Raw genomic sequence first — 21,000 nt, 5'->3', positions numbered from 1 at the left:
CCCAGCCGATCAGTGTCGTATCGTTACCATCCTTCATGATGGTTGTGGCAAATGAATTCCGGAGATCATTGAGCGTGACAACGACTGGCATTCCCCCGAGCCAGCATATCTGGGCAATGAGGCTTTCAAGATTATGCTCATAATCTCGCGCCAAAAGCAGAACCTTGTTATCTTGTGAATAACGCATTTTGATAGGAATCATCATTAGGGTCGTACATGCACATTGCAGGCTCACTACTAATGTCGCTGGGGTCTACTCTCTCCACAAAACTATGAAGACAGGCAAGCCTTAATTCGCATGATCCACAGCGCGCTCGCTGAGCCTTACGATTGCTGATATGGCGCCGATATGCCTCTCCAGAAATTATTCCACTAAGACCTGCTACATCAAGAGCCCCTAGCACGAAGTGCTTCTCGTTAACATGCGGAGTTACGTTACCTAAGGCGTCAATAAAAATTGTACCTACTGACTCTACAAAATTAATCAATATAATCATAGTGCGATAGTCAACTCGCAAAAGATCGCGATTGTTTTTCAATCTAATCGGCCTTCTTGTTGCGACGTAGCCCCCCAATTTACTAAACACCTTAGAGTGGATCTCGCCTGATATTTCACAAGCAATCTCATATGAAAGCGCATGCTTCTTCATAAGGCCTGCATAGTCAAAACGGGCATCCGCACTTAAAATAACTACATGCCTCACCAGATAAGCGAGCTCATCTTTTTCCAGCAAATTTCTTAGCCGTATATAATTATCCCCGCTACCCAGCACCACCAAATTTGAAAGCGGAGAGATATTAGGCGTGGTAGCTTGAACAGAGTAGGGCAGCCACTTCGATTCATTTTCTTTCTGCAGATATCCGGCAGAAATCAGCTTTTCTGCCGTTCTGATTTCAATGTCCCCCTTGGGTTCCCGCTTCCCAAGGCCGAATTCTCTTACGAAGAGCGGCGCACGGATAAGCTTCCCTAAAGCCATGTGATAGAGAGCCACGCGTTTGCTCCCCTCGACCAGCACCACATTGTCCCCGAGCCGCATGAGTTGTCACCCAAGAAAGAAGGGTGGGCGCTTGCGCGCCCACCCCTGTGGATCTTATATATTAGTCACAGCCGGTCGACCACTTGCCCGTCGAGCGAATATAGACATTGGTCGGCACTTGCCCCGGCTTACACTCTTCCATTGCGCCGGCGATTTCGTCGAGCTGATCGTCCTTAATTTCCACAATATCGTTATCCATGCAAAAGCTCCTTTTTCATAAGTTGGCTCGATGTATCGCCTCGAACCTTAGCGTCAGCATGGCATTGCTGCCATAGCGGAATTTTATTCGCTAGCCAGATCCTCTCGCATCGAATAAAAAGGATCAAAGATCCACTGCAACAGGCTTCTTCTCTCACCAAGAATGTCCGCCTCAACAATCATCCCAGGCAATAGCGGCTCATATTTCCCATGCACCTTGATGGCCTGCTGATTAATACTAGCTATAAGGCGATAATAGCTATCCGCCTCGTCTTTTCTACTTACCCCTTTGGGCTCTTTCTCTATTGCGCTGCGCGAAACTCGCTCAACTACACCTACGCCATGCCCAAACTTTTGGTAAGGGAACGCCTGATATCTAATGTTAACTTTATCGCCATTTTTTACAAAGCCAATTGCTCGACTCGGCACCATCAGCTCTGCCTCTAAGTGATCATCCTCCGGAAGAATATTTGCTATAATCTTGCCTGACTGGATAGCTTGACCTGGCTTATATAAGGCATTTGCAACCACCCCAGATACAGGTGCAGTTATAGCGATCTCGCCGCGGATGGAATTTTCAATTGCCTGCTGAGTCAGCTCAGCCATGCTATTATCATAAGAAGCGGAATTAAGCTTTTGTTGCTCGGGAAGCTCATCTAGTGCTTGCCGAAGTTGAGCAACAGTTCGCTGGCTGACTGCTTTACTTCTCTTTAACTCATCAATTTCACTATTTAGGGACAGCAACTCGGTCTCTTGTTGTTTAATTTGAGTCAAGCTAATATAGCGTCCGTCCCTAAGCTGACGCATTCGCCCCAGTATCTCCTCAGCTATGCCGATCTGCTTCCTGCGATTTAATATCTGATTGTCAAGCTGCGATAGCTCTTGTATAGCGGCTTCTAGCTGTTGCCGTAAGCCACCCTCTTGAGCATGAAGTTGCTGCCTATGATATAGCTTTGAGTGCTCAACGCTTTTAATCCTAATATCAAGCTGCTCATTGATTGCTTTCTCCACATCACCATTTCGCACAGTCATGCTGGAAATCTCGACTACTGCAATGGTCTGGCCGGCGAGAACCGCATCACCTTCCTGAACATCGACGCGAGATAGTACGCCGGTAGCAGGCGCCAAAATTATTGACATGCCTTTCGCAGGCACCAATTCGCCGGATACACGTGAGCGATGCGTATATTCACCGAATATCAGAAATACAATGATCGCAATCGCAGCGAGTGCTGCTACTGAACACAACCAGCCCAAAGCTAGGGGTTGGCTTATTGAAAATCCCCCTAACCACCTTGACTGCGCCGAGGCAAGCGCCTCTTGGCGGAAAATTTTATTTTGCATCTAGCACATCGCGTCCTTGATGTGGCTCAAAGTTTCGACTTCCGAACTTCATTTGTCAACTGGATAGTATTGACTTTTAGGTGCCCGCCCGCCCAAGCGGAAGGTCGACAAATTTGCTTGGCTCACTAGGTCCAATCGACATTCAAGGCATACATAGCGGGATAGACGCGAGGTACAGGAATGCTAGGAAGTTCGCAGGTTTTCGGTCGAAGCGTGTAGCGATGCACCGGAACTGTTTGAGCTTGGCAAAGCAGCGCTCGAGCCGATTGCGCAACCGATAGGGCGTGCGGTCATACTGCTTTGGCTGCTGGCAAAGACGGGGTGGAATCACTGGTTCGGCGCCTTGTGCTCGGATCAAGGAGACCAGTTCCTGACTGTGGTATCCCTTGTCTGCAAGCACGTACTTTGGCGTGAAGCCGGCAAGCAGCAGCGGAGCCTGAGTGATGTCGTTGCGTTGCCCGTCGGTGAGAAAAAAGCGCTGCAGTCGGCCTTGCCCATCAACGACCAGGTGAATCTTGGTACTCAGGCCTCCTCGGGAACGCCCCAAAGCCACGTCCGAATCCCCCTCTTTTCCGGTCGCCGCCTGTGCGTGCGTCCGGACGATGCTGCTGTCGATCAGCGAGTATTCGTTATCGCGGTCGCGGATCAGCGCCTGAAGCACCCGCTCCCACACACCCTTGGCCGCCACCGCTTATGCACGCTTTTGTAGGGCCATAGCGCGGCGACGGGTCGCTCCAGCGTGCGCCAGAGCGTAAAACCCACAACACTGCATCAACGAACAAACGATTGTCGCACGCAGTGAGCCCTGGATCGCTGGCTTTGCCGGGAAGCAAATCTGCGATCCGCTCCCATTGGGTCTGACTCAATTCATAGCGGCTGGGACGCCGCGCCGGTCGCTTCTTCTCCATCCGGAAAATGTAGCTGGCGATGGCGGTGTGGGCGTCAGCCTTGATTCGGTAGACACCGATGGATTCTTCGTTCTTAAGCGTGGCGAAGAAGCTTTCGGCTACCGCACTGCCCCAGCAGTTGCCCTTGCGGCTAATGCTGGGCACGACGCATGCGCGGCCAGGGTCTTGCCGAAGGCGCCGCTGGCGTACTGGCTACCGCGGTCGGAGTGGAACAGCACACCGGCGCCAACCGGACAGGCCGACCAGGCATAGAGGAAGGCTTGCCACACTAGGTCGCCGGGCATGCGTTCGCACAGGCTGCAGCCAAGCACCTGCCGAGTGCGCAGGTTGAGCACGGCAGCCAGGTATAGCCAGCCTTCGCGGGTCGGCAGGTAGGTGATGTCCCCAACCCAGGCCGGTAAAGGGTGAGCCACGGCGAACTGGCGGTCCAGTCGGCCCTCCGCCAGCAGCCGGGCGTGGCGGCTGTCGGTGGTGCACGGCGTGAAGCAGCCCTCGGTCTTGCCGCGCAAGCCGTCCTCGCGCATCAGCCGGGCCACTCGCTTGCGGCCGCGCGTACGGACCTGCGTCGCAGAAAACGCCATCGCAGAAACCAGGAAGGCAGCCTTGCGGCTGCCTTCCTGGTGCAACTGGTGCCGGAAACAGGAGTCGAACCTGCGACCTACGCATTACGAATGCGCCGCTCTACCGACTGAGCTATTCCGGCGGAACTGGCAATTCTAGGCGTCGGCCCGGGCCGGGGTCAATCGCTGCCCGGGCCTTCGCGCGAGCACCGCAATCGATGGGTTACCCTCCGGCCCCCGTCGTCCCCCTCCCCCTGCTCATCGTGAAGTTGTTCGCCTGGTTCTGGCTCGCGTTTCTGCTGTTCTTCGCCATCCCCTTCCCCTGCATCCTCTATTTCGCCAGCGACTGGCCACGCGTACTGGCCCAGCCCAGCACGCCCGCATGGGCGCTGACCCTGCTGGCGCTGTCGCTGGGCCTGTGGCTGCACCTGCTCTACGCCTACCTGGACACCTTGCTGCTGATGCCCGGGCGCGCCCTGCACCGCGTGCGCTACCTGCTCGCCCACGGCGTGCGCCGCGAGGCACTGATCGAACGCGCCGCTCCCACCGGGGTCGAGGTCAAGGGCTGGCCGCAGCTGTCGCTGACCCTGGCCTTCGACAACCTGTCCGGCACGCCCATCCGCGACACCCTGCTGATCGTGGACCGCAAGCCGGCGCAACGCCGCTTCGAGAGCGGGCGCACCGTGCCGCTGCGGCTGAGCACCGCCCCGGGCGCCGCGCCGAACCTGGTGCTGGAGGACGCCGAGCCGGCGCTGGACCGCGCCAGCCTGTGGCGCCGCGCGGCCGGCGCCGTGCTGCTGGTGGTCCTGGTCGGTGCTGCCTACGTGGCGGCCTGGCGCCTGCAGAACCGCGGCATGGGCTGGACCTTCCTGTCCTTCAACCATCCGCTGCTGATGAGTGCGCTGGTGCTCAACGGCTACGTGCTGGCGCTGCGCGTGATCCTGCGCGTGATCCGCCGCAACGCCACCGACGAGACCCTGAAGTACCGCGGCCTGCGCGCGCGTGCGCGGGTGCTGGACGTGCGCCAGACCGGCACCACCCTCAACGAGCAGCCGCAGGTGGAGTTCCGCGTGGCGTTCGAGGACGCGTCTGGCAACCCGCACGAGGCGACAATGCGGCGGTTCGTGTCGCTGCTCGACGTCGGACAACTGCCGCGCGACACGGTGTCGGTGCTGTACGACCCGCAACACCCCGCCCGCGCCGACCTGGAGCTGCCATGAAGACGCCGCCCACCCCACTGGTCTTCGCCGGCGTGGTGCTGCTGCTCGGCGGCCTCGCCTTCGCCGGCGGCGCCTGGGACACCATCCGCGCCACCCTGCAGGCGGCGGGCCCAGGGGCTGCCCTGCAGGCCCCCTCCAAGCCGCAATCGCTGGCGGTGCCGACCCCGACTGCCCATGCTGCCGACACCGAGCCGGCGCCGACACCGGCACCACGCGGCAACCTGCTGTTCGACCCGCAGCGGCTGCGCGCGGCGCGGCAGGCGCTGGCGGACCTGCCCGACCTGCAGGGCCACGACCTGCGCGTGTTCCATGCCGTGCATTTCTACGACAACCGGATCGGACTCGAACTGCTGGACCCCGCACAGCCGGACCACGTGGACGAATACAGCTTCCACGACGAGGCCTGGCACAAGGATGCGCCAGTGAATCCGCGCATGTTCGGGCCGTTCCTCAAGCCAGCCACCGACACCGCCGCGCTGCAGGACATCGATTTCGAGGGCGCCTACCGGGTGGCCACGGCCTTGCAGGAACAGGGCGAGGCGCTACAGGCCGAGCCGAAGAAGGTGGATCACGTGTACGTGCTGGTGGGCCGGCGCGGCCGCCTGCGCTGGATGCCGGACGGCGTGGAAGGCGATCGCGTCAGCGTGGGCATCGAGTTCGATGCACAGGGACGGCCGCGCGGCATGCAGCGCCAGTAAGCCGTGGCGCTTGCCACGCGACAGCACCCCATCACGTCATCTCGCAGGAACGGCTCTTGTCCCCTTTTCGGGGATCAGCCGCGACAGGCTTTACCGGGAACGCCCGTCGCGGCTGACAGCCGCTCCTACGCGCGCCACGACAGATACGCCCATCCAGCGTACGAACACGCGACCGAACGCCCCCGTCAGTCGACCAGACGCAGCCGCAATTCCTTCGGCAGGGCGAACACCATCGACTCCGGTTCGCCCGCCAGTTCCGACACGCCGTCGGCGCCGAGTTCGCGCAGCCGCGCGATCACGCCGTCCACCAGCACCTGCGGCGCCGAGGCGCCGGCGGTCAGACCGATGCGGCGCTTGCCGGCGATCCAGGCGGGATCGATCTCGTCGGCGCCGTCGATCAGGTAGGACTCCACCCCGTCGCGCCGCGCCAGCTCGCTGAGCCGGTTGGAATTGGAACTGTTCGGCGAACCGACCACCAGCACCAGGTCGCACTCCCTGGCCAGGTCGCGCACGGCGTCCTGGCGGTTCTGGGTGGCGTAGCAAATATCGTCGTTCTTCGGCCCCTGCATCGCCGGGTAGCGCGCGCGCAGCGCCTCGATGATGCCGCGGGTGTCGTCCACCGACAGCGTGGTCTGGGTGGTGTAGGCCAGGTTCTCCGGCTGCTGCACGTCCAGCGTGGCGACCTGCTCGATGTCCTCGACCAGGTAGATGCGGCCGGTGCCGCACTCGCGGTCCCACTGCCCCATCGTGCCTTCCACCTCCGGGTGGCCGGCGTGGCCGATCAGCACCACATCGCGGCCGGCGCGGCAGTGCCGGGCCACCTCGAAATGCACCTTGGTGACCAGCGGGCAGGTCGCATCGAACACCTTCAGCCCGCGCCGCTCGGCCTCCTGGCGCACCGCCTGGGCCACGCCGTGGGCGCTGAAGATCACCGTGTTGCCGTCGGGCACCTCGTCCAGTTCCTCGACGAAGATCGCGCCGCGCTGCTTGAGGTCGTCGACCACGAAGCGGTTGTGCACCACCTCGTGGCGCACGTAGATCGGCGCGCCCAGGGTTTCGATGGCGCGCTTGACGATCTCGATGGCGCGATCGACGCCGGCGCAGAAGCCGCGGGGGTTGGCGAGCAGGACATCCATTAGCTAGATCCGCCGGCCGCAGGGGGCCAGGCGCTTCGACAGGGAGAGTGGCACCGATTATCCCGCTTTTCGCTTCGCCTTGCCGTCGAACACGCCGAACAGGGCGATGCCGATGGCGCCGGCGACGATCGCCGAGTCGGCGATGTTGAACGAGGGCCAGTAGTGCTCGCCCACGTACCACTGGATGAAATCGACCACGTGGCCGTGCATCAGCCGGTCGATCACGTTGCCGATCGCCCCGCCGATCACCAGCGCGTAAGGCAGCGCGCTGCGCCACTCGCCGCGCGGGGTGCGCGCCAGCCACCAGCCCAGCAGGGCGCTGATGCCCACCGCCAGCGCGGTGAAGAACCAGAGCTGCCAGCCGCCGGCCTGGCTCAGGAAACTGAATGCCGCGCCGGTGTTGTAGGTGCGGTACCAGTTCCAGAAACCTGGGATCACCGGCACCGCGGTGAACTCGGGCAGGCTGGACAGCACCCAGGCCTTGCTCCACTGGTCCAGGCCGATCACCGCGGCCGACAGCAGCAGCCAGATCAGGGCGGAGGGGTTGGGTCGTGCGGTCATGCGGGAAGTCCGCCTTGGGCGAAGAAGGAAAGGAAGGATGGCCGGCACCGCAGCCACGGCGCCGCCGTCGGTCCCGGCGACGCGCAAGCCGCGTGGCCGGGGACGGCACTCAGAACCAGCGGCGCTCCTCGCCCGGCCCTTCGATGTTGCTGACGCAGCGGCCGCACAGTTCCGGGTGCGCCGGGTCGGCGCCGACGTCGGCGCGGTAGTGCCAGCAACGCACGCACTTGGGCTTCTCGGTGGCCTGGGCGCTGACGAAGATCTCGTCGGTGCTGGCCTCGCGCACCACCACGTCGCCGCTGATGAACAGGAAGCGCAGCTCTTCCTGCAGCGGCTGCAGCTTCGCCGCGGTGGCGGCGTCGGCGGCGACGGTGATCTCCGCCTCCAGGGCGGCACCGATCACGCCGTTGCCGCGCATCGGCTCCAGCACCTTGGCCACCTGCTCGCGCAGCGCCAGCAACTGCTCGAAGTCGGCCGCGCTCAGCGCCGCGTCGTCCGGCAACGGTGCCAGGCCTTCGTACCAGGTCGCGAACAGCACGTTGCCCAGGTGCGCGCCCGGCAGGTAGCCCCACAGCTCGTCGGCGGTGAAGCTCAGGATCGGCGCGATCCAGCGCACGAAGGCCTCGGCGACATGGAACATCGCGGTCTGCGCCGAGCGCCGGCCGAGCGAGTCCTCGGCCATCGTGTACAGCCGGTCCTTGGTCACGTCCAGGTACAGCGACCCCAGGTCCACGCTGCAGAAGTTCAGCAGCGCCTGCACGATCGCAGCGAAGTCGTAGCGCGCGTAGGCGGCCTTGATCTGCTCCTGCACCTCGTAGGCGCGGTGCACGATCCAGCGGTCCAGCGCCACCAGTTCCGGCAGCGGCCGCAGGTGCACGGCCGGGTTGAAGCCGTGCAGGTTGCCGAGCAGGAAGCGCGCGGTGTTGCGCAGGCGCCGGTAGGCATCGGCGTTGCGCTTGAGGATCTCCTGCGACAGCGACATCTCGTTGCTGTAGTCGGCCGAGGCGATCCACAGGCGCAGGATGTCCGCGCCGAGGGTCTTCATGATGTCCTGCGGCTCGATGCCGTTGCCCAGCGACTTGGACATCTTGCGACCGTGCTCGTCCACGGTGAAGCCGTGGGTCAGGCACTGCCGGTACGGCGCCGCGTGGTCCAGCGCCACGCCGGTCAGCAGCGAGGACTGGAACCAGCCGCGGTGCTGGTCGGAACCTTCCAGGTACAGGTCGGCCGGCTTGGGCAGGCCGCGTTCGGTCAGCACCGCCTCGTGGGTGACGCCGGAATCGAACCAGACGTCGAGGATGTCGGTGATCTTCTCGTAGTCGCCCGCCTCGTCGCCGAGCAGTTCGGCGGCGTCCAGCGCGTACCACACGTCCACCCCGCCCTCCTCGACCCGGTCGGCGACCTGGCGCATCAGTTCGGTGCTGCGCGGGTGCGGCTCGCCCGTCTCGCGGTGCACGAACAGCGCGATCGGCACGCCCCAGGTGCGCTGGCGCGAGATCGTCCAGTCCGGGCGCCCGGCGACCATGCCGGCGATGCGCGCCTGGCCCCAGGCCGGGTACCAGTGCACGCCCTCGATGGCCTGCAGCGCCTCGGCGCGCAGGTTGGCCTGCTCCATCGAGATGAACCACTGCGGGGTGGCGCGGAACGCGATCGGGGTCTTATGCCGCCAGCAATGCGGATAGCTGTGGACCATGCTGGCGCGCGCCAGCAGCAGCCCACGCGCGGCCAACAGGTCGGCGATGACGTCGTTGGCCTTCCAGATGTGCAGCCCGGCCAGTTCCGTGCCATCGACCGCCGGGGTCGACGGCAGGTACACGCCGCGCGCATCCACCGGGTTGATCTGCGCCGCGCCGTAGCGCTCCAGCAGCCCGTACGGCTTGACCGCCACGTAGTCCTCCTGGCCGTGGCCGGGGGCGGTGTGCACCGCGCCGGTACCGTCGGTGTCGGACACGTGGGTGCCGAGGATCACCGGCACGTCGCGCTCGTCGTAGAAGGGGTGCGCCAGCACCTGGTGTTCCAGCACCGCGCCGGCGACGCGGCCGTGCACCACCACCTCATCCACCCCGTAACGCTGCAGCGCGCGCTCGGCCAGCGCGTCGGCCAGCACCAGCCAGCGGCGGCGGCCGTCGCGGGCCGGGCCTTCGACCAGCGCATAGACCAGCTCCGGCCCCAGCGACACCGCCAGCGAGGCCGGCAGCGTCCACGGCGTGGTGGTCCAGATCGGCACCGCCACTTCCGCACCGTCCGGCAGGGTCGCACCGAACGCGGCGGCCAGCGCCGCGCCGTCGCGGGCTGTGTAGGCCACGTCCACCGTCGGCGATTGCTTGTCGGCGTACTCGATCTCGGCCTCGGCCAGCGCCGAGCCGCAGTCGAAGCACCAGTGCACCGGCTTCACGCCGCGGGTCAGGTGGCCGTTCTCGACGATCCGGGCCAGCGCGCGGATCTCGTTGGCCTCGAAATGGAAGTCCAGCGTGCGGTAGGGGTTGTCCCAGTCGCCGATCACGCCCAGGCGCTTGAAGTCGCGGCGCTGGATGTCGATCTGCTCGTTGGCGTATTCGCGGCACTTCTGCCGGAACTGCACGGCGTCCAGCTTCACTCCGACCTTGCCGAACTTCTTCTCGATCGCGATCTCGATCGGCAGGCCGTGGCAGTCCCAGCCCGGGATGTACGGCGCATCGTAGCCGGCCAGGTACTTGGACTTGACGATGATGTCCTTGAGGATCTTGTTGACCGCATGCCCGAGGTGGATCGCGCCATTGGCGTAGGGCGGGCCGTCGTGCAGCACGAACAGCGGCCGGCCCTGGGCGTTGTCGCGCAGCCGCGTGTACAGGCCCTCGCTCTCCCAGCGCGCCAGGATATCCGGCTCGCGCTTGGGCAGGTCGCCGCGCATCGGGAACTCGGTCGCCGGCAGATGGAGGGTGGCTTTGTAGTCCTGGGTCACGGGCAGTTACCGGTCGGTGGTCTTCAGGGGGAGGTCCGCACGCGGGGCGGCGGACACGGGCGGCATGCCCGCCACCGCAGGGGCGGCGAGCAGTTGCCGCGCCAGCGCGGCGTCGCGGTGCATCTGCGCGGTCAGCGCCGGCAGATCGGCAAAGGTTTCCTCGTCGCGCAGCTTGGCGACGAACTCCACCTCGATGTGGCGACCGTACAGGTCGCCCTGGAAATCGAACAGGTGCGCTTCCAGCAGCGGCTCCACGCCCTGCACGGTCGGGCGGGTGCCGAAGCTGGACACCGACGGCCACGGCTGCGCCGCCACCCCGTGCACCCAGGTGGCGTAGATGCCGGACAGCGCCGGGGTGCGGGCGAACCGCAGGTTGGCGGTGGGATAGCCGAGCGTGCGCCCGAGCTGCTTGCCGCGCACCACGCGGCCGCCGATCGCGTACGGGCGGCCGAGCAGTTCGGCGGCATGGGCGAACTCCCCCGCTACCAGCAACTCGCGGATGCGGGTGCTGGAAATGCGCTCCTCGCGCAGGTGCACCGGCGCGATCTCGTCGGCGGCGAAGCCGTGCCGCGCGCCCAGCGCGCGCAGCAGCGCGATGTCGCCGCCACGCTTGTGGCCGAAGCGGAACGCCGGGCCGATCCAGACCTCGCGCGCGCGCAGGCGCTCGACCAGCACGCGCTGCACGAAGTCTTCCGCGCTCATCGAGGCCATGCGCCGGTCGAAGCGCAGCAGGCCGACGCTGTCGATGCCGAGCCGGTGCAGGCCCTGCACCTTGGCCCGGGCCAGGGTCAACCGCGGCGGCGGCGCGGCCGGGGCGAAGAACTCGCGCGGCAGCGGCTCGAAGCTCAGCGCCACCGCCGGCACGCCCGCTTCGCGCGCGCGCGCGATCGCCTGCCGCACCAGCGCGCGGTGGCCCAGGTGCAGGCCATCGAAGGCGCCGATGCAGACCACGCTTCCCTGCGGGAACAGGGTCCCGCCCTCGACGTCTCTAAACAGCCTGCTCATTCCTCGGTCCGAAGCGCCGGCGCAGGAAGCGCCGGTCGATGATGCGTAACCGTCGAGTATAGCGGGTGGGGGCTTGGCTCGGGGCTCGGGACCCGGGACCCGGGACCCGGGACGGCAGCATCGGCGTGCGGAGCCAGACCGCCGCCAGGCGATCCGGCAAAAACAAAGTGATCACTTTCTGCGGGAGGGACTTCAGTCCCGACGGGCTTTCCCGGGAAGGCCCGTCGGGGCTGAAGCCCCTCCCACAGTGCAATCGCAAGCGCTTGGCACTCGCGGAAACTCCCGGGTCCCGGGTCCCGGGTCCCGGGTCCCGGGTCCCGGCCCCCGGACCCCGGACCCCGGACCCCGGCTTCAATGCTCGCGCAGATCCCGCGGCCGGAACCCCAGCGCCAGCAACGCCAGCAGATACACCGCGCCGCCGCCGCCGACCAGCAGCAACAGGCTGCCGATGCGGTGCCACTTGTCCATGGTGGTGAACGCCGGCAGCCAGTGCAGGCCCAGCGCCAGCACCGCGGCCATCGCCGCACAGGCCACGCCCAGCCGCAGCAGGTAGCCGCTCCAGCCCGGCTTGGGCTGGTAGACCTGGTCGCGGCGCAGCCAGCGCCACAGCAGCGACAGGTTGAGGTAGCTGGCCACCGCACTGGCCAGGCCCAGCGCCAGGTGCAGCCCCGGCACCGCCGCCAGCGCCGCGCGCACGCCCTGCGCACGCAGTTCCGCCGGCACCCACAGCTGGTACAGGATCGCCAGGAACAACAGGTTCAGCGCCATGTTGGCGACCAGCGCGGCGACGCCGGCGCGCACCGGCGTGCGCGTGTCCTGGCGCGAATAGAACGCCGGCAGCAGTACCTTGAGCAGGGCGAACGCCGGCAGGCCGAAGCTCAGCCCGAACACCGACATCGCCGCCATGCGCGTGTCGAAGGCGGTGAACTTGCCGTACTGGAACAGGGTCGCCACCAGCGGCTGGCTCAGCAGCATCAGCCCCAGCATCGCCGGTACCGCGATCAGCAAGGTGGTGCGCAGCCCCCAGTCCAGCGCGCTGGAAAATCCCGCGCGATCGGTCTTGACGTGGTGCCGCGACAGCGCCGGCAGGATCACCGTGCCCAGGGCCACCCCGAACACGCCCAGCGGCAGCTCCAGGAAGCGGTCGGCCTGCGACAGCCAGCTCTGCGAGCCGGCGTACAGGAACGAGGCGATCACCGTGTCCAGCAGCAGGTTGATCTGCGCGATCGAGGAACCGAACAGCGTCGGCACCATCAGGGTCAGCACCCGGCGCACGTCCGGATGCCGCCAGCCCCAGCGCGGCAGGGTCAGCAGGTCGATGCCGCGCAAGGCCGGCAACTGGAACAGCAACTGCAGCACGCCGGCCACCAGCACCGCCCAGCCCATCGCCAGGATCGGCACCTGCAGCCGCGGCGCCAGCCACAATGCGCCGGCGATCATGCACAGGTTGAGGATCACCGGGGTCAGCGCCGGCAGGCCGAAGCGGTGGAAGCTGTTGAGCGCGCCGCCGGCCAGCGCGGTCAGCGACACGAACAGCAGGAACGGGAAGGTCAACCGCAGCAGATCGACGATCAACCCGAACTTGGCCGGGTCGTCGGTAGCGCCAGGATTGAACAGCATCGCCACCTGCGGGGTGAAGATCAGCCCCAGCGCGGTGACCAGCAGCAGCACCCCGCCCAGGGTGCCGGACACCCGCGACATCAGCGCGCGCAGGTCGGCGTGCGGGCGGGTTTCCTTCACCTCGGTGAACACCGGCACGAACGCGGTGGCGAACGAGCCCTCGGCGAACAGCCGGCGCAGGAAGTTGGGAATGCGGAACGCCACCCAGAAGGCGTCGGTGGTGGCGTTGGCGCCGAAGGAAATGGTGATGGCCTGGTCGCGCACCAGTCCCAGCACGCGCGAGACCATGGTCATGCTGCTGAAGGAGAGCAGCCCGCGAAGCATGCGCGGCTGGCTCATGCGACGGCCCTCTTGACAATTGACTTGACGCGAATATTCGGACGCTTCATACTCTCCCGCTTGTTTTTATCCACCACACAGCTTTCCAGGAAACCACCACCGTGGCCAATATCAAGTCCGCCAAGAAGCGCGCCAAGCAGACCGTCGTGCGCAACGCGCGCAACACGGCTCAGCGTTCGATGCTGCGCACCGCCGTCAAGAAGGTCATCAAGGCCCTGGACGCCAACGACGCAGCCGGCGCCGAAGCCGCTTTCGCCATCGCCCAGCCGATCCTCGACCGTTTCAGCTCGCGTGGCCTGATCCACAAGAACAAGGCTGCCCGTCACAAGAGCCGCCTGAGCGCCCGCATCAAGGCGATCAAGACCGCCGCCTGATCGGCCGCCGTCGACGCCGGAAGCGCCCACGCTTCCGGCAGCACCACGAAAAAGCCCGGCCTCGGCCGGGTTTTTCGTGTGCGCGTCACCCTGCCCCGCGCGCCGCGGGACGGCGCGACGCTCAGGAGGCATTGGCGGCCGCCTCCAGCGCCTCCTCGCGCTGGCGGTCGAAGAACGCCATCACGTCCTTCATGATCGGCCAGGTGCCTTCGCGGCCCAGCGCCGACACCAGGTACCAGGGCTGGGTCCAGCCCAGCTCGGCGACGACCTGCTCGGCCAGCGCACGCGCCTCGTCCTCGAACATCAGGTCGGCCTTGTTCAGCACCAGCCAGCGCGGCTTGGCCAGCAGCTCCGGGTCGTGCTTCTGCAGCTCGCGCTCGATCGCGCGCACCTGCTCGGTCGGCGATACGCCATCCACGCCACCCTCCATCGGCGCCAGATCCACCAGGTGCAGCAGCAGGCGGGTGCGCTGCAGGTGGCGCAGGAACTGCGCACCGAGGCCGGCGCCGTCGGCGGCACCCTCGATCAGCCCGGGAATGTCGGCGATCACGAAGCTGCGGTAGGCCTCCACGCTGACCACGCCCAGGTTCGGGTACAGCGTGGTGAACGGATAGTCGGCGACCTTCGGCGTCGCCGCGGACACGGCACGGATGAAGGTGCTCTTGCCGGCATTGGGGAAGCCCAGCAGGCCGACGTCGGCCAGCAGCTTCAGCTCCAGCTTGAGCGTGCGCTCCTCGCCCTCCTCGCCCGGCGTCGCCTTGCGCGGCGCGCGGGTCACCGAACTCTTGAAGTGCATGTTGCCCAGGCCGCCCTTGCCGCCCTGCGCGACCAGCAGGCGGTCGCCATGCGCGATCAGGTCGCCGATGACCTCGTCGGTCTCGACGTTGATCACCACGGTGCCGACCGGCACGGTGATGGTCAGGTCCTCGCCGGCCTTGCCGTACATCTGCCGGCCCATGCCGTTCTCGCCGCGCTGCGCACGGAACGCGCGCTGGTGACGGAAGTCGACCAGGGTATTGAGATTCTCGTCGGCGACCAGCCACACGCTGCCGCCATTGCCGCCGTCGCCGCCGTCGGGCCCACCCAGCGGGATGAACTTCTCGCGGCGAAAGCCGATGCAGCCATTGCCGCCATTGCCGGCCGTGACCTGGATTTCCGCTTCGTCTACGAGTTTCATGGATAACAACCGGGAATGGGGAATGGTGAATCGGGAATGGGAAAAGCGAGCCATCGCCGCGGCGACGATTCTATGTCGCAGCCACAGATCGGCAAACTCCATCACTGCATTGTCTGACGCAACCAGGACAGGGCGAGTTCACGGGAGGCGCCTTTGCCATTCCCGATTCCCCACTCCCCATTCCCAGCCGCAAAACAAAAACCCCGCCGAAGCGGGGCTTTCGTCAGCAAGCCTGCGCCACGGCGCAGGCCCTGGACACCGGCGACTTACGCCTCGGTGACCACGCTCACGGTGCGGCGCTTCTTGGCGCCCTTCACCGAGAACTCGACCTTGCCGTCGACCAGCGCGAACAGGGTGTGGTCGCGGCCCAGGCCGACGCCGGCGCCCGGGTGGAACTGGGTGCCGCGCTGACGCACGATGATGTTGCCGGCTTCGATGGCCTGGCCGCCGAACATCTTCACGCCCAGGTACTTCGGGTTGGAGTCGCGGCCGTTGCGCGAGGAACCTACGCCTTTTTTGTGTGCCATGACTGCTGCTCCTTACTTGTTGTCGCCGGAACCAGCGATCCCGGTGATCTCGATTTCGGTGTAGTGCTGCCGATGACCCTGACGCTTCATGTGGTGCTTGCGGCGGCGGAACTTGATGATGCGCACCTTGTCGGCGCGGCCGTGGGCCACGACCTTGGCGGTGACGGCGGCGCCCTTCAGCGCGTCGCCGATCTTGATGCCGTCGCTGTCGCCCAGCATCAGGATGTTGTCGAACGTGATCTCGTTGCCGGCTTCGACTTCGAGCTTTTCCACGCGGAGCGTTTCGCCCTGCGCGACGCGGTATTGCTTACCGCCGGTGACCAGTACTGCGTACATGACCAGACTTCCTCTGTAGTTATTGTGGTCGTTCCTGCCGTGCCGTTTCGGGCAGACAGGAGCGGGATTGTAAGCCGCCGTGCGCGGCAGGGTCAAGCCCACCCAGGCCCGGACTGTCAAGCCCCGCGGGCCGGCGCGGCTGCCTGAACCAGCCAGCCGCCGGCGCCCGGCGGCGCTGGGATCTGCGGCAATTGCCCCCACCTGACAAGCTGGGTACGCTGATCGATTGCCGTCCCCTTTCCGCCCCCACACTGGCCAGCGGCACCGCCACGGCCGGCACATTCCGGAATCTCTTCATGGCGATGGATTACATCCGCATCCGCGGCGCGCGGACGCACAACCTCAAGAACCTCGACCTCGACCTGCCGCGCGACAAGCTGATCGTGATCACCGGCCTGTCCGGGTCCGGCAAGTCCTCGCTGGCGTTCGACACCATCTACGCCGAGGGCCAGCGCCGCTACGTGGAGTCGCTGTCGGCGTACGCGCGACAGTTCCTCAGCGTGATGGAGAAGCCCGACATCGATCACATCGAAGGCCTGTCGCCGGCGATCGCGATCGAACAGAAGTCGACCTCGCACAACCCGCGCTCGACCGTCGGCACCATCACCGAGATCTACGACTACCTGCGCCTGCTGTATGCGCGCGTCGGCCAGCCGCGCTGCCCCGACCACGGCTATCCGCTGGAGGCGCAGACGGTCAGCCAGATGGTCGACCAGGTGCTGACCCTGGACCCGGAGCAGCGCTACATGCTGCTGGCGCCGGTGATCCGCGAGCGCAAGGGCGAGCATGCGCAGGTGTTCGAACAACTGCGCGCGCAGGGCTTCGTGCGCGTGCGCGTGGACGGCGAGCTGTACGAGATCGACGCGGTGCCGGCGCTGGCGCTGCGCCAGAAGCACACCATCGAGGCGGTGATCGACCGCTTCCGCCCGCGCGAGGACATCAAGCAGCGCCTGGCCGAGAGCTTCGAGACCGCGCTGAAGCTGGCCGACGGCATGGTGTCGGTGCAGTCGCTGGACGACACCGCGGCCGCGCCGCACCTGTTCTCCTCCAAGTACAGCTGCCCGGTCTGCGACTACTCGCTGCCGGAACTGGAACCGCGCCTGTTCTCGTTCAACGCGCCGATGGGCGCCTGCCCGAGCTGCGACGGCCTGGGCGTGGCCGAGTTCTTCGATCCCGAGCGGGTGGTGGTGCATCCGGAGCTGTCGCTGTCGGCCGGCGCGGTACGCGGCTGGGACCGGCGCAACGCGTACTACTTCCAGCTGATCGCCTCGCTGGCCAAGCACTACAAGTTCGACGTCGACGCGCCCTGGCAGTCGCTGCCGGCGAGCGTGCGCCAGGCGGTGCTGTACGGCAGCGGCGACGAGACCATCACCTTCACCTACTTCACCGATGCCGGCGGCCGCACCCAGCGCAAGCATCGCTTCGAAGGCATCATCCCCAACCTGGAGCGCCGCTACCGCGAGACCGAATCGCCGGCGGTGCGCGAGGAACTGGCCAAGTACATCAGCGAACGGCCGTGCCCGGACTGCAAGGGCGCGCGCCTGAACAAGGCCGCGCGCAACGTGTTCGTCGCCGACCGGCCGCTGCCGGACCTGGTGGTGCTGCCGATCGACGATGCACTGAGCTTCTTCCGCCAGCTCGACCTGCCCGGCTGGCGCGGCGAGATCGCCAGCAAGATCGTCAAGGAGATCGCCGAACGCCTGGGCTTCCTGGTCGATGTCGGCCTGGATTACCTGACCCTCGAGCGCAAGGCCGACACCCTGTCCGGCGGCGAGGCGCAGCGCATCCGCCTGGCCAGCCAGATCGGCGCCGGCCTGGTCGGGGTGATGTACGTGCTCGACGAACCCTCGATCGGCCTGCACCAGCGCGACAACGAACGCCTGCTCGGCACCCTCACCCGCCTGCGCGACCTCGGCAACACGGTGATCGTGGTCGAGCACGACGAGGACGCGATCCGCCTGGCCGACTACGTGCTGGACATCGGCCCCGGCGCCGGCGTGCACGGCGGCGAGGTGGTCGGCCAGGGCAGCGTGCAGGACCTGCTGAAGGCGCCGCGTTCGCTGACCGGGCAATACCTGTCCGGCAAGCGCCGCATCGAGATCCCGGCCAAGCGCCACAAGGCCAATCCGAAGATGACCCTGCACCTGCGCGGGGCCACCGGCAACAACCTCAAGAACGTCGACCTGGACATCCCGGCCGGCCTGCTGACCTGCATCACCGGCGTGTCCGGCTCGGGCAAGTCGACGCTGATCAACGACACCCTGTTCACCCTGGCGGCGAACGAGATCAACGGCGCCTCGCACAGCGTGGCGCCGTACCGCGAGATCGAGCACCTGGACCTGTTCGACAAGGTCGTGGACATCGACCAGTCGCCGATCGGGCGCACCCCGCGCTCCAACCCGGCCACCTACACCGGCCTGTTCACGCCGCTGCGCGAACTGTTCGCGCAGGTGCCGGAAGCGCGCTCGCGCGGCTACTCGCCTGGCCGCTTCAGCTTCAACGTGCGCGGCGGCCGTTGCGAGGCCTGCCAGGGCGATGGCCTGATCAAGGTGGAGATGCACTTCCTGCCGGACGTGTACGTACCCTGCGACGTCTGCCACGGCAAGCGCTACAACCGCGAGACGCTGGAGATCCTGTACAAGGGCTTCAACATCAACGACGTGCTGGAAATGACCGTCGAGGATGCGCTGAAGCTGTTCGAGCCGGTGCCGTCGATCGCGCGCAAGCTGGAGACCCTGGTCGACGTGGGCCTGAGCTACATCAAGCTCGGGCAGAGCGCGACCACCCTGTCCGGCGGCGAGGCGCAGCGGGTGAAGCTGTCCAAGGAACTGTCGCGGCGCGATACCGGCCGCACCCTGTACATCCTCGACGAGCCGACCACCGGCCTGCACTTCCACGACATCGAGGCGCTGCTGGGCGTGCTGCACAAGCTGCGCGACGAGGGCAACACCGTGGTGGTGATCGAACACAACCTGGACGTGATCAAGACTGCGGACTGGATCGTCGACCTGGGGCCGGAAGGCGGCCACCGCGGCGGCACCATCCTGGTCACCGGCACGCCGGAAGACGTGGCGGCCTGCCCGCAGTCGTACACCGGCCAGTTCCTGGCGCGGATGCTGCCGTCCACCAGCGCGCGCCCGGAGCAGCCGGCGGCGATGGCCAACAAGCCCGATGCGCGCCCGCCGCGCAAGGTCAAGCCGGAAAAGCCGGCGAAGAAGCAGGCGGTGGCCGCCAAGAGCGGCAAGGCCAGCAAGAGCACCACCAGCACCGGCACCAAGAAGAAGAAGGACGTTTGATGAGCAGCGAACACAAGATCCTGGCGCGCATCCCGATCAGCGTGCGCTGGCGCGACATGGACAGCATGGGCCACGTCAACAACGCCAAGTACATCTCCTACCTGGAAGAGGCGCGCGTGCGCTGGATGCTGGGCGTGGAAGGCGTCTCGATGAGCGATCGCATCGCCCCGGTGGTGGCGGCGACCAACGTCAACTATCGCGCACCGATCGTGTGGCCCAACGACATCCTGGTCGAACTGTTCGTCGAGCGCCTGGGCACCAGCAGCGTGACCATCGGCCACCGCATCGTCGACCAGCAGGACGAAAGCCGGCTGTACTCCGACGGCCACGTGGTGGTGGTGTGGATGGACACCCAGACCGGCAAGAGCGCGCCGCTGCCGGACGCCGTACGCAAGGCGACGAGCTGACGCCTGCGCTTGCGCCGGACCCGAGCCGGCGCATCCTCCCCCTTTGCAGTGACCTGCCCACGCAGGAGCGGCGTGCGCTCCTTGTGGGAGGGACTTCAGTCCCGACGACGGGTGGTCTCAGCCGACGCTGGGCTTCGCCCGTCGCGGCTGATCCCACAAAAGGGGACGAGAACCGCTCCTACGACGAGGGGAGGCGCCTTTTCCCGAGGAGGCTCCCCTACATCGCCTGCTTGCGCACGGTCAGCGTCGCATCGGCCTTGCCGCCGCCTTCCAGTTGCAACTGCAGCGGCACGGCCTGGCCTTCGGTCAGCGCACCCTTGCCCTGCATCAGCATCAGGTGCATGCCGCCGGGCTTGAGTTCCACGCTGGCGCCAGGCGCCAGCGGCACGCGCTCGACCGCGCGCATCCGGCTGACGCCGGCCACGACCGTGGTCTCGTGCAACGACACATCGCCGAAGCTGGGGCTGCTGGCGCCGGTGACCGTGACCGGCTTGCCGCAGCCGTTGTGGAGCACGCCGTAGCCGGCGGTCATCGGCATCGCCGGGTTCGGCGGCAAGCGCGCCCAGCCCTGCTCCAGAGTGACGCACGCCGGTTCCGCGGCCGACGCCGTGGCGGCAACCGCACACAGTACGAACAATACGCCAGCGAATGGTTTGGTTATCATCGCCGAGGTTCCTTCTTCGAAAGCAGACCGCAGCATGACGACGCTCATCGACGTGATCAACCATGGCCCCCTCCGCGAACTGCGCCTGGCGCGGCCGCCGGTCAATGCGCTGGACACCGACCTGTGCCGGCACCTGATCCAGGCGATCGAGCAGGCCAACGCCGATGGCGCGCACGGCATCGTGCTGTCGGGCAACGAACGCCTGTTCTCCGCCGGCATGGACGTGCCGCACCTGCTCGGCCACGGCGACGATCGCGCCAAGCTGCTGGGCAGCTGGCAGCAGTTCTTCGGTGCGGCGCGCGCCTTGGCCGCCAGCCCGATCCCGGTGGTCGCGGCGCTGACCGGCCACGCCCCGGCCGGCGGTTGCGTGCTGGCGCTGTGCTGCGACTACCGGGTGATGGCGCGCAGCCCCGATGCGGCGCATCCGCTGCACATCGGCCTGAACGAGACCCAGGTCGGCCTGGTCGCCCCGGAAGGCATCCAGCGCCTGCTGCGGCGGGTGGTCGGCGCGCACCGCGCCGAGCGCCTGCTGGTCGGCGGCGACCTGGTCAGTGCCGAACGCGCGCTGGAGATCGGCCTGGTCGACGAACTGGTCGACGCCGACCTGGTGGTGGCGCGCGCGCTGGCCTGGCTGCTGGACCTGCTCAAGCGC

General features: G+C 66.0%; 20 protein-coding genes, 1 tRNA gene and 1 pseudogene. 6 read left to right on the top strand and 16 right to left on the bottom strand.

Going from position 1 to position 21,000, the window contains the following annotated elements; translation table 11 throughout:
- The 7 genes and pseudogenes from D588_RS28555 to D588_RS0113565 form a co-directional block, all read right to left on the bottom strand.
- A partial coding sequence (locus D588_RS28555) for a hypothetical protein (protein ID WP_232764300.1) occupies positions 1-187 on the bottom strand: 187 nt, incomplete at its 3' end.
- Positions 168-992, bottom strand: a complete 825-nt coding sequence (locus D588_RS27870) for a hypothetical protein (protein ID WP_157836459.1) — start codon at positions 990-992, stop codon at positions 168-170. The genes D588_RS28555 and D588_RS27870, both read right to left, overlap by 20 nt.
- Positions 993-1,098: 106 nt before the next feature.
- On the bottom strand, positions 1,099-1,236 hold the full coding sequence (locus tag D588_RS27865; protein WP_157836458.1) for a hypothetical protein: 138 nt from the start codon (positions 1,234-1,236) through the stop codon (positions 1,099-1,101).
- 83 nt (positions 1,237-1,319) lie between these two features.
- Complete coding sequence (locus D588_RS26700) at positions 1,320-2,579, bottom strand: HlyD family efflux transporter periplasmic adaptor subunit (RefSeq protein ID WP_081613556.1); 1,260 nt, start codon at positions 2,577-2,579, stop codon at positions 1,320-1,322.
- Between the two features lie 142 nt (positions 2,580-2,721).
- Positions 2,722-3,487: pseudogene (locus tag D588_RS26695) on the bottom strand (IS5 family transposase).
- A gap of 98 nt (positions 3,488-3,585) precedes the next feature.
- Positions 3,586-4,068, bottom strand: coding sequence for a DDE-type integrase/transposase/recombinase (locus D588_RS24775; RefSeq protein ID WP_157836457.1), 483 nt, complete (start codon positions 4,066-4,068; stop codon positions 3,586-3,588).
- 46 nt (positions 4,069-4,114) lie between these two features.
- Positions 4,115-4,190: transfer RNA gene (locus D588_RS0113565), tRNA-Thr, on the bottom strand.
- Positions 4,191-4,310: 120 nt separating this feature from the next.
- On the opposite strand from D588_RS0113565, the gene D588_RS0113560 reads away from it, so the two are divergent.
- Positions 4,311-5,267 carry a membrane protein gene (locus D588_RS0113560; protein ID WP_017916366.1) on the top strand — a complete coding sequence of 319 codons (957 nt, stop codon included), beginning with the start codon at positions 4,311-4,313 and terminating at the stop codon, positions 5,265-5,267.
- Entirely contained in the window at positions 5,264-5,965 is a 702-nt protein-coding gene (locus D588_RS0113555) for a hypothetical protein (protein ID WP_017916365.1), read from the top strand. Before D588_RS0113560 ends, D588_RS0113555 begins: the two co-directional genes overlap by 4 nt.
- A 185-nt stretch (positions 5,966-6,150) precedes the next feature.
- Here D588_RS0113555 and ispH read toward each other — a convergent pair whose 3' ends face one another.
- The 5 genes from ispH to murJ form a co-directional block, all read right to left on the bottom strand.
- Complete coding sequence (gene ispH, locus D588_RS0113550) at positions 6,151-7,101, bottom strand: 4-hydroxy-3-methylbut-2-enyl diphosphate reductase (protein WP_017916364.1); 951 nt, start codon at positions 7,099-7,101, stop codon at positions 6,151-6,153.
- Between the two features lie 57 nt (positions 7,102-7,158).
- Positions 7,159-7,662, bottom strand: coding sequence for a signal peptidase II (gene lspA, locus D588_RS0113545; RefSeq protein WP_017916363.1), 504 nt, complete (start codon positions 7,660-7,662; stop codon positions 7,159-7,161).
- Positions 7,663-7,771: 109 nt separating this feature from the next.
- Complete coding sequence (gene ileS, locus D588_RS0113540; RefSeq protein WP_017916362.1) at positions 7,772-10,603, bottom strand: isoleucine--tRNA ligase; 2,832 nt, start codon at positions 10,601-10,603, stop codon at positions 7,772-7,774.
- Between the two features lie 6 nt (positions 10,604-10,609).
- Positions 10,610-11,608 (bottom strand): bifunctional riboflavin kinase/FAD synthetase, encoded by a 999-nt coding sequence (locus tag D588_RS0113535; protein WP_026143695.1) that lies wholly within the window; start codon positions 11,606-11,608, stop codon positions 10,610-10,612.
- Positions 11,609-11,959: 351 nt separating this feature from the next.
- Positions 11,960-13,552, bottom strand: a complete 1,593-nt coding sequence (murJ, locus tag D588_RS0113530) for a murein biosynthesis integral membrane protein MurJ (protein WP_026143694.1) — start codon at positions 13,550-13,552, stop codon at positions 11,960-11,962.
- A gap of 116 nt (positions 13,553-13,668) precedes the next feature.
- Between murJ and rpsT the strand changes: the two genes are divergently transcribed.
- Positions 13,669-13,941, top strand: coding sequence for a 30S ribosomal protein S20 (rpsT, locus tag D588_RS0113525; protein ID WP_010341167.1), 273 nt, complete (start codon positions 13,669-13,671; stop codon positions 13,939-13,941).
- A gap of 121 nt (positions 13,942-14,062) precedes the next feature.
- On the opposite strand, the gene cgtA is transcribed toward rpsT, so the two are convergent.
- From cgtA to rplU, 3 genes are all read right to left on the bottom strand, one after another.
- Positions 14,063-15,118 (bottom strand): Obg family GTPase CgtA, encoded by a 1,056-nt coding sequence (gene cgtA, locus D588_RS0113520; protein ID WP_017916359.1) that lies wholly within the window; start codon positions 15,116-15,118, stop codon positions 14,063-14,065.
- Positions 15,119-15,384: 266 nt separating this feature from the next.
- Positions 15,385-15,645: a 50S ribosomal protein L27 gene (gene rpmA / locus D588_RS0113515; RefSeq protein WP_010341169.1), complete on the bottom strand. Its 261-nt coding sequence runs from the start codon at positions 15,643-15,645 to the stop codon at positions 15,385-15,387.
- A gap of 12 nt (positions 15,646-15,657) precedes the next feature.
- Positions 15,658-15,981, bottom strand: coding sequence for a 50S ribosomal protein L21 (rplU, locus tag D588_RS0113510; protein ID WP_017912419.1), 324 nt, complete (start codon positions 15,979-15,981; stop codon positions 15,658-15,660).
- A 296-nt stretch (positions 15,982-16,277) separates the two neighbouring features.
- Here rplU and uvrA point away from each other — a divergent pair, with 296 nt between their 5' ends.
- Positions 16,278-19,277 carry an excinuclease ABC subunit UvrA gene (uvrA, locus tag D588_RS0113505; protein WP_017916358.1) on the top strand — a complete coding sequence of 1,000 codons (3,000 nt, stop codon included), beginning with the start codon at positions 16,278-16,280 and terminating at the stop codon, positions 19,275-19,277.
- Positions 19,277-19,684, top strand: coding sequence for a thioesterase family protein (locus D588_RS0113500; RefSeq protein ID WP_017912417.1), 408 nt, complete (start codon positions 19,277-19,279; stop codon positions 19,682-19,684). Before uvrA ends, D588_RS0113500 begins: the two co-directional genes overlap by 1 nt.
- A 217-nt stretch (positions 19,685-19,901) precedes the next feature.
- Here D588_RS0113500 and D588_RS0113495 read toward each other — a convergent pair whose 3' ends face one another.
- Positions 19,902-20,348: a copper chaperone PCu(A)C gene (locus D588_RS0113495; protein WP_026143693.1), complete on the bottom strand. Its 447-nt coding sequence runs from the start codon at positions 20,346-20,348 to the stop codon at positions 19,902-19,904.
- 34 nt (positions 20,349-20,382) lie between these two features.
- Between D588_RS0113495 and D588_RS0113490 the strand changes: the two genes are divergently transcribed.
- Positions 20,383-21,000 (top strand): enoyl-CoA hydratase/isomerase family protein (locus D588_RS0113490; protein WP_017916356.1); only part of this gene is annotated, 618 nt, incomplete at its 3' end.

Origin of the sequence: Xanthomonas sp. SHU 308 (assembly GCF_000364645.1) — a bacterium.
Lineage (GTDB): Bacteria > Pseudomonadota > Gammaproteobacteria > Xanthomonadales > Xanthomonadaceae > Xanthomonas_A > Xanthomonas_A sontii.
The sequence above is the reverse complement of the archived record's forward strand: the minus strand, read 5'-3'. Positions and strand labels throughout refer to the sequence as shown.

Coding starts and splice junctions, on each gene's coding strand:
- uvrA (WP_017916358.1), top strand. CDS start 16,278: ATGGCGATGGATTACATCCGCATCCGCGGCGCGCGGACGCACAACCTC.
- rplU (WP_017912419.1), bottom strand. CDS start 15,981: ATGTACGCAGTACTGGTCACCGGCGGTAAGCAATACCGCGTCGCGCAG.
- cgtA (WP_017916359.1), bottom strand. CDS start 15,118: ATGAAACTCGTAGACGAAGCGGAAATCCAGGTCACGGCCGGCAATGGC.
- lspA (WP_017916363.1), bottom strand. CDS start 7,662: ATGACCGCACGACCCAACCCCTCCGCCCTGATCTGGCTGCTGCTGTCG.
- D588_RS0113500 (WP_017912417.1), top strand. CDS start 19,277: ATGAGCAGCGAACACAAGATCCTGGCGCGCATCCCGATCAGCGTGCGC.
- ispH (WP_017916364.1), bottom strand. CDS start 7,101: ATGGATGTCCTGCTCGCCAACCCCCGCGGCTTCTGCGCCGGCGTCGAT.
- D588_RS0113535 (WP_026143695.1), bottom strand. CDS start 11,608: ATGAGCAGGCTGTTTAGAGACGTCGAGGGCGGGACCCTGTTCCCGCAG.
- D588_RS26700 (WP_081613556.1), bottom strand. CDS start 2,579: ATGCAAAATAAAATTTTCCGCCAAGAGGCGCTTGCCTCGGCGCAGTCA.
- rpmA (WP_010341169.1), bottom strand. CDS start 15,645: ATGGCACACAAAAAAGGCGTAGGTTCCTCGCGCAACGGCCGCGACTCC.
- D588_RS0113495 (WP_026143693.1), bottom strand. CDS start 20,348: ATGATAACCAAACCATTCGCTGGCGTATTGTTCGTACTGTGTGCGGTT.
- D588_RS24775 (WP_157836457.1), bottom strand. CDS start 4,068: ATGGCGTTTTCTGCGACGCAGGTCCGTACGCGCGGCCGCAAGCGAGTG.
- D588_RS0113555 (WP_017916365.1), top strand. CDS start 5,264: ATGAAGACGCCGCCCACCCCACTGGTCTTCGCCGGCGTGGTGCTGCTG.
- D588_RS27865 (WP_157836458.1), bottom strand. CDS start 1,236: ATGGATAACGATATTGTGGAAATTAAGGACGATCAGCTCGACGAAATC.
- murJ (WP_026143694.1), bottom strand. CDS start 13,552: ATGCTTCGCGGGCTGCTCTCCTTCAGCAGCATGACCATGGTCTCGCGC.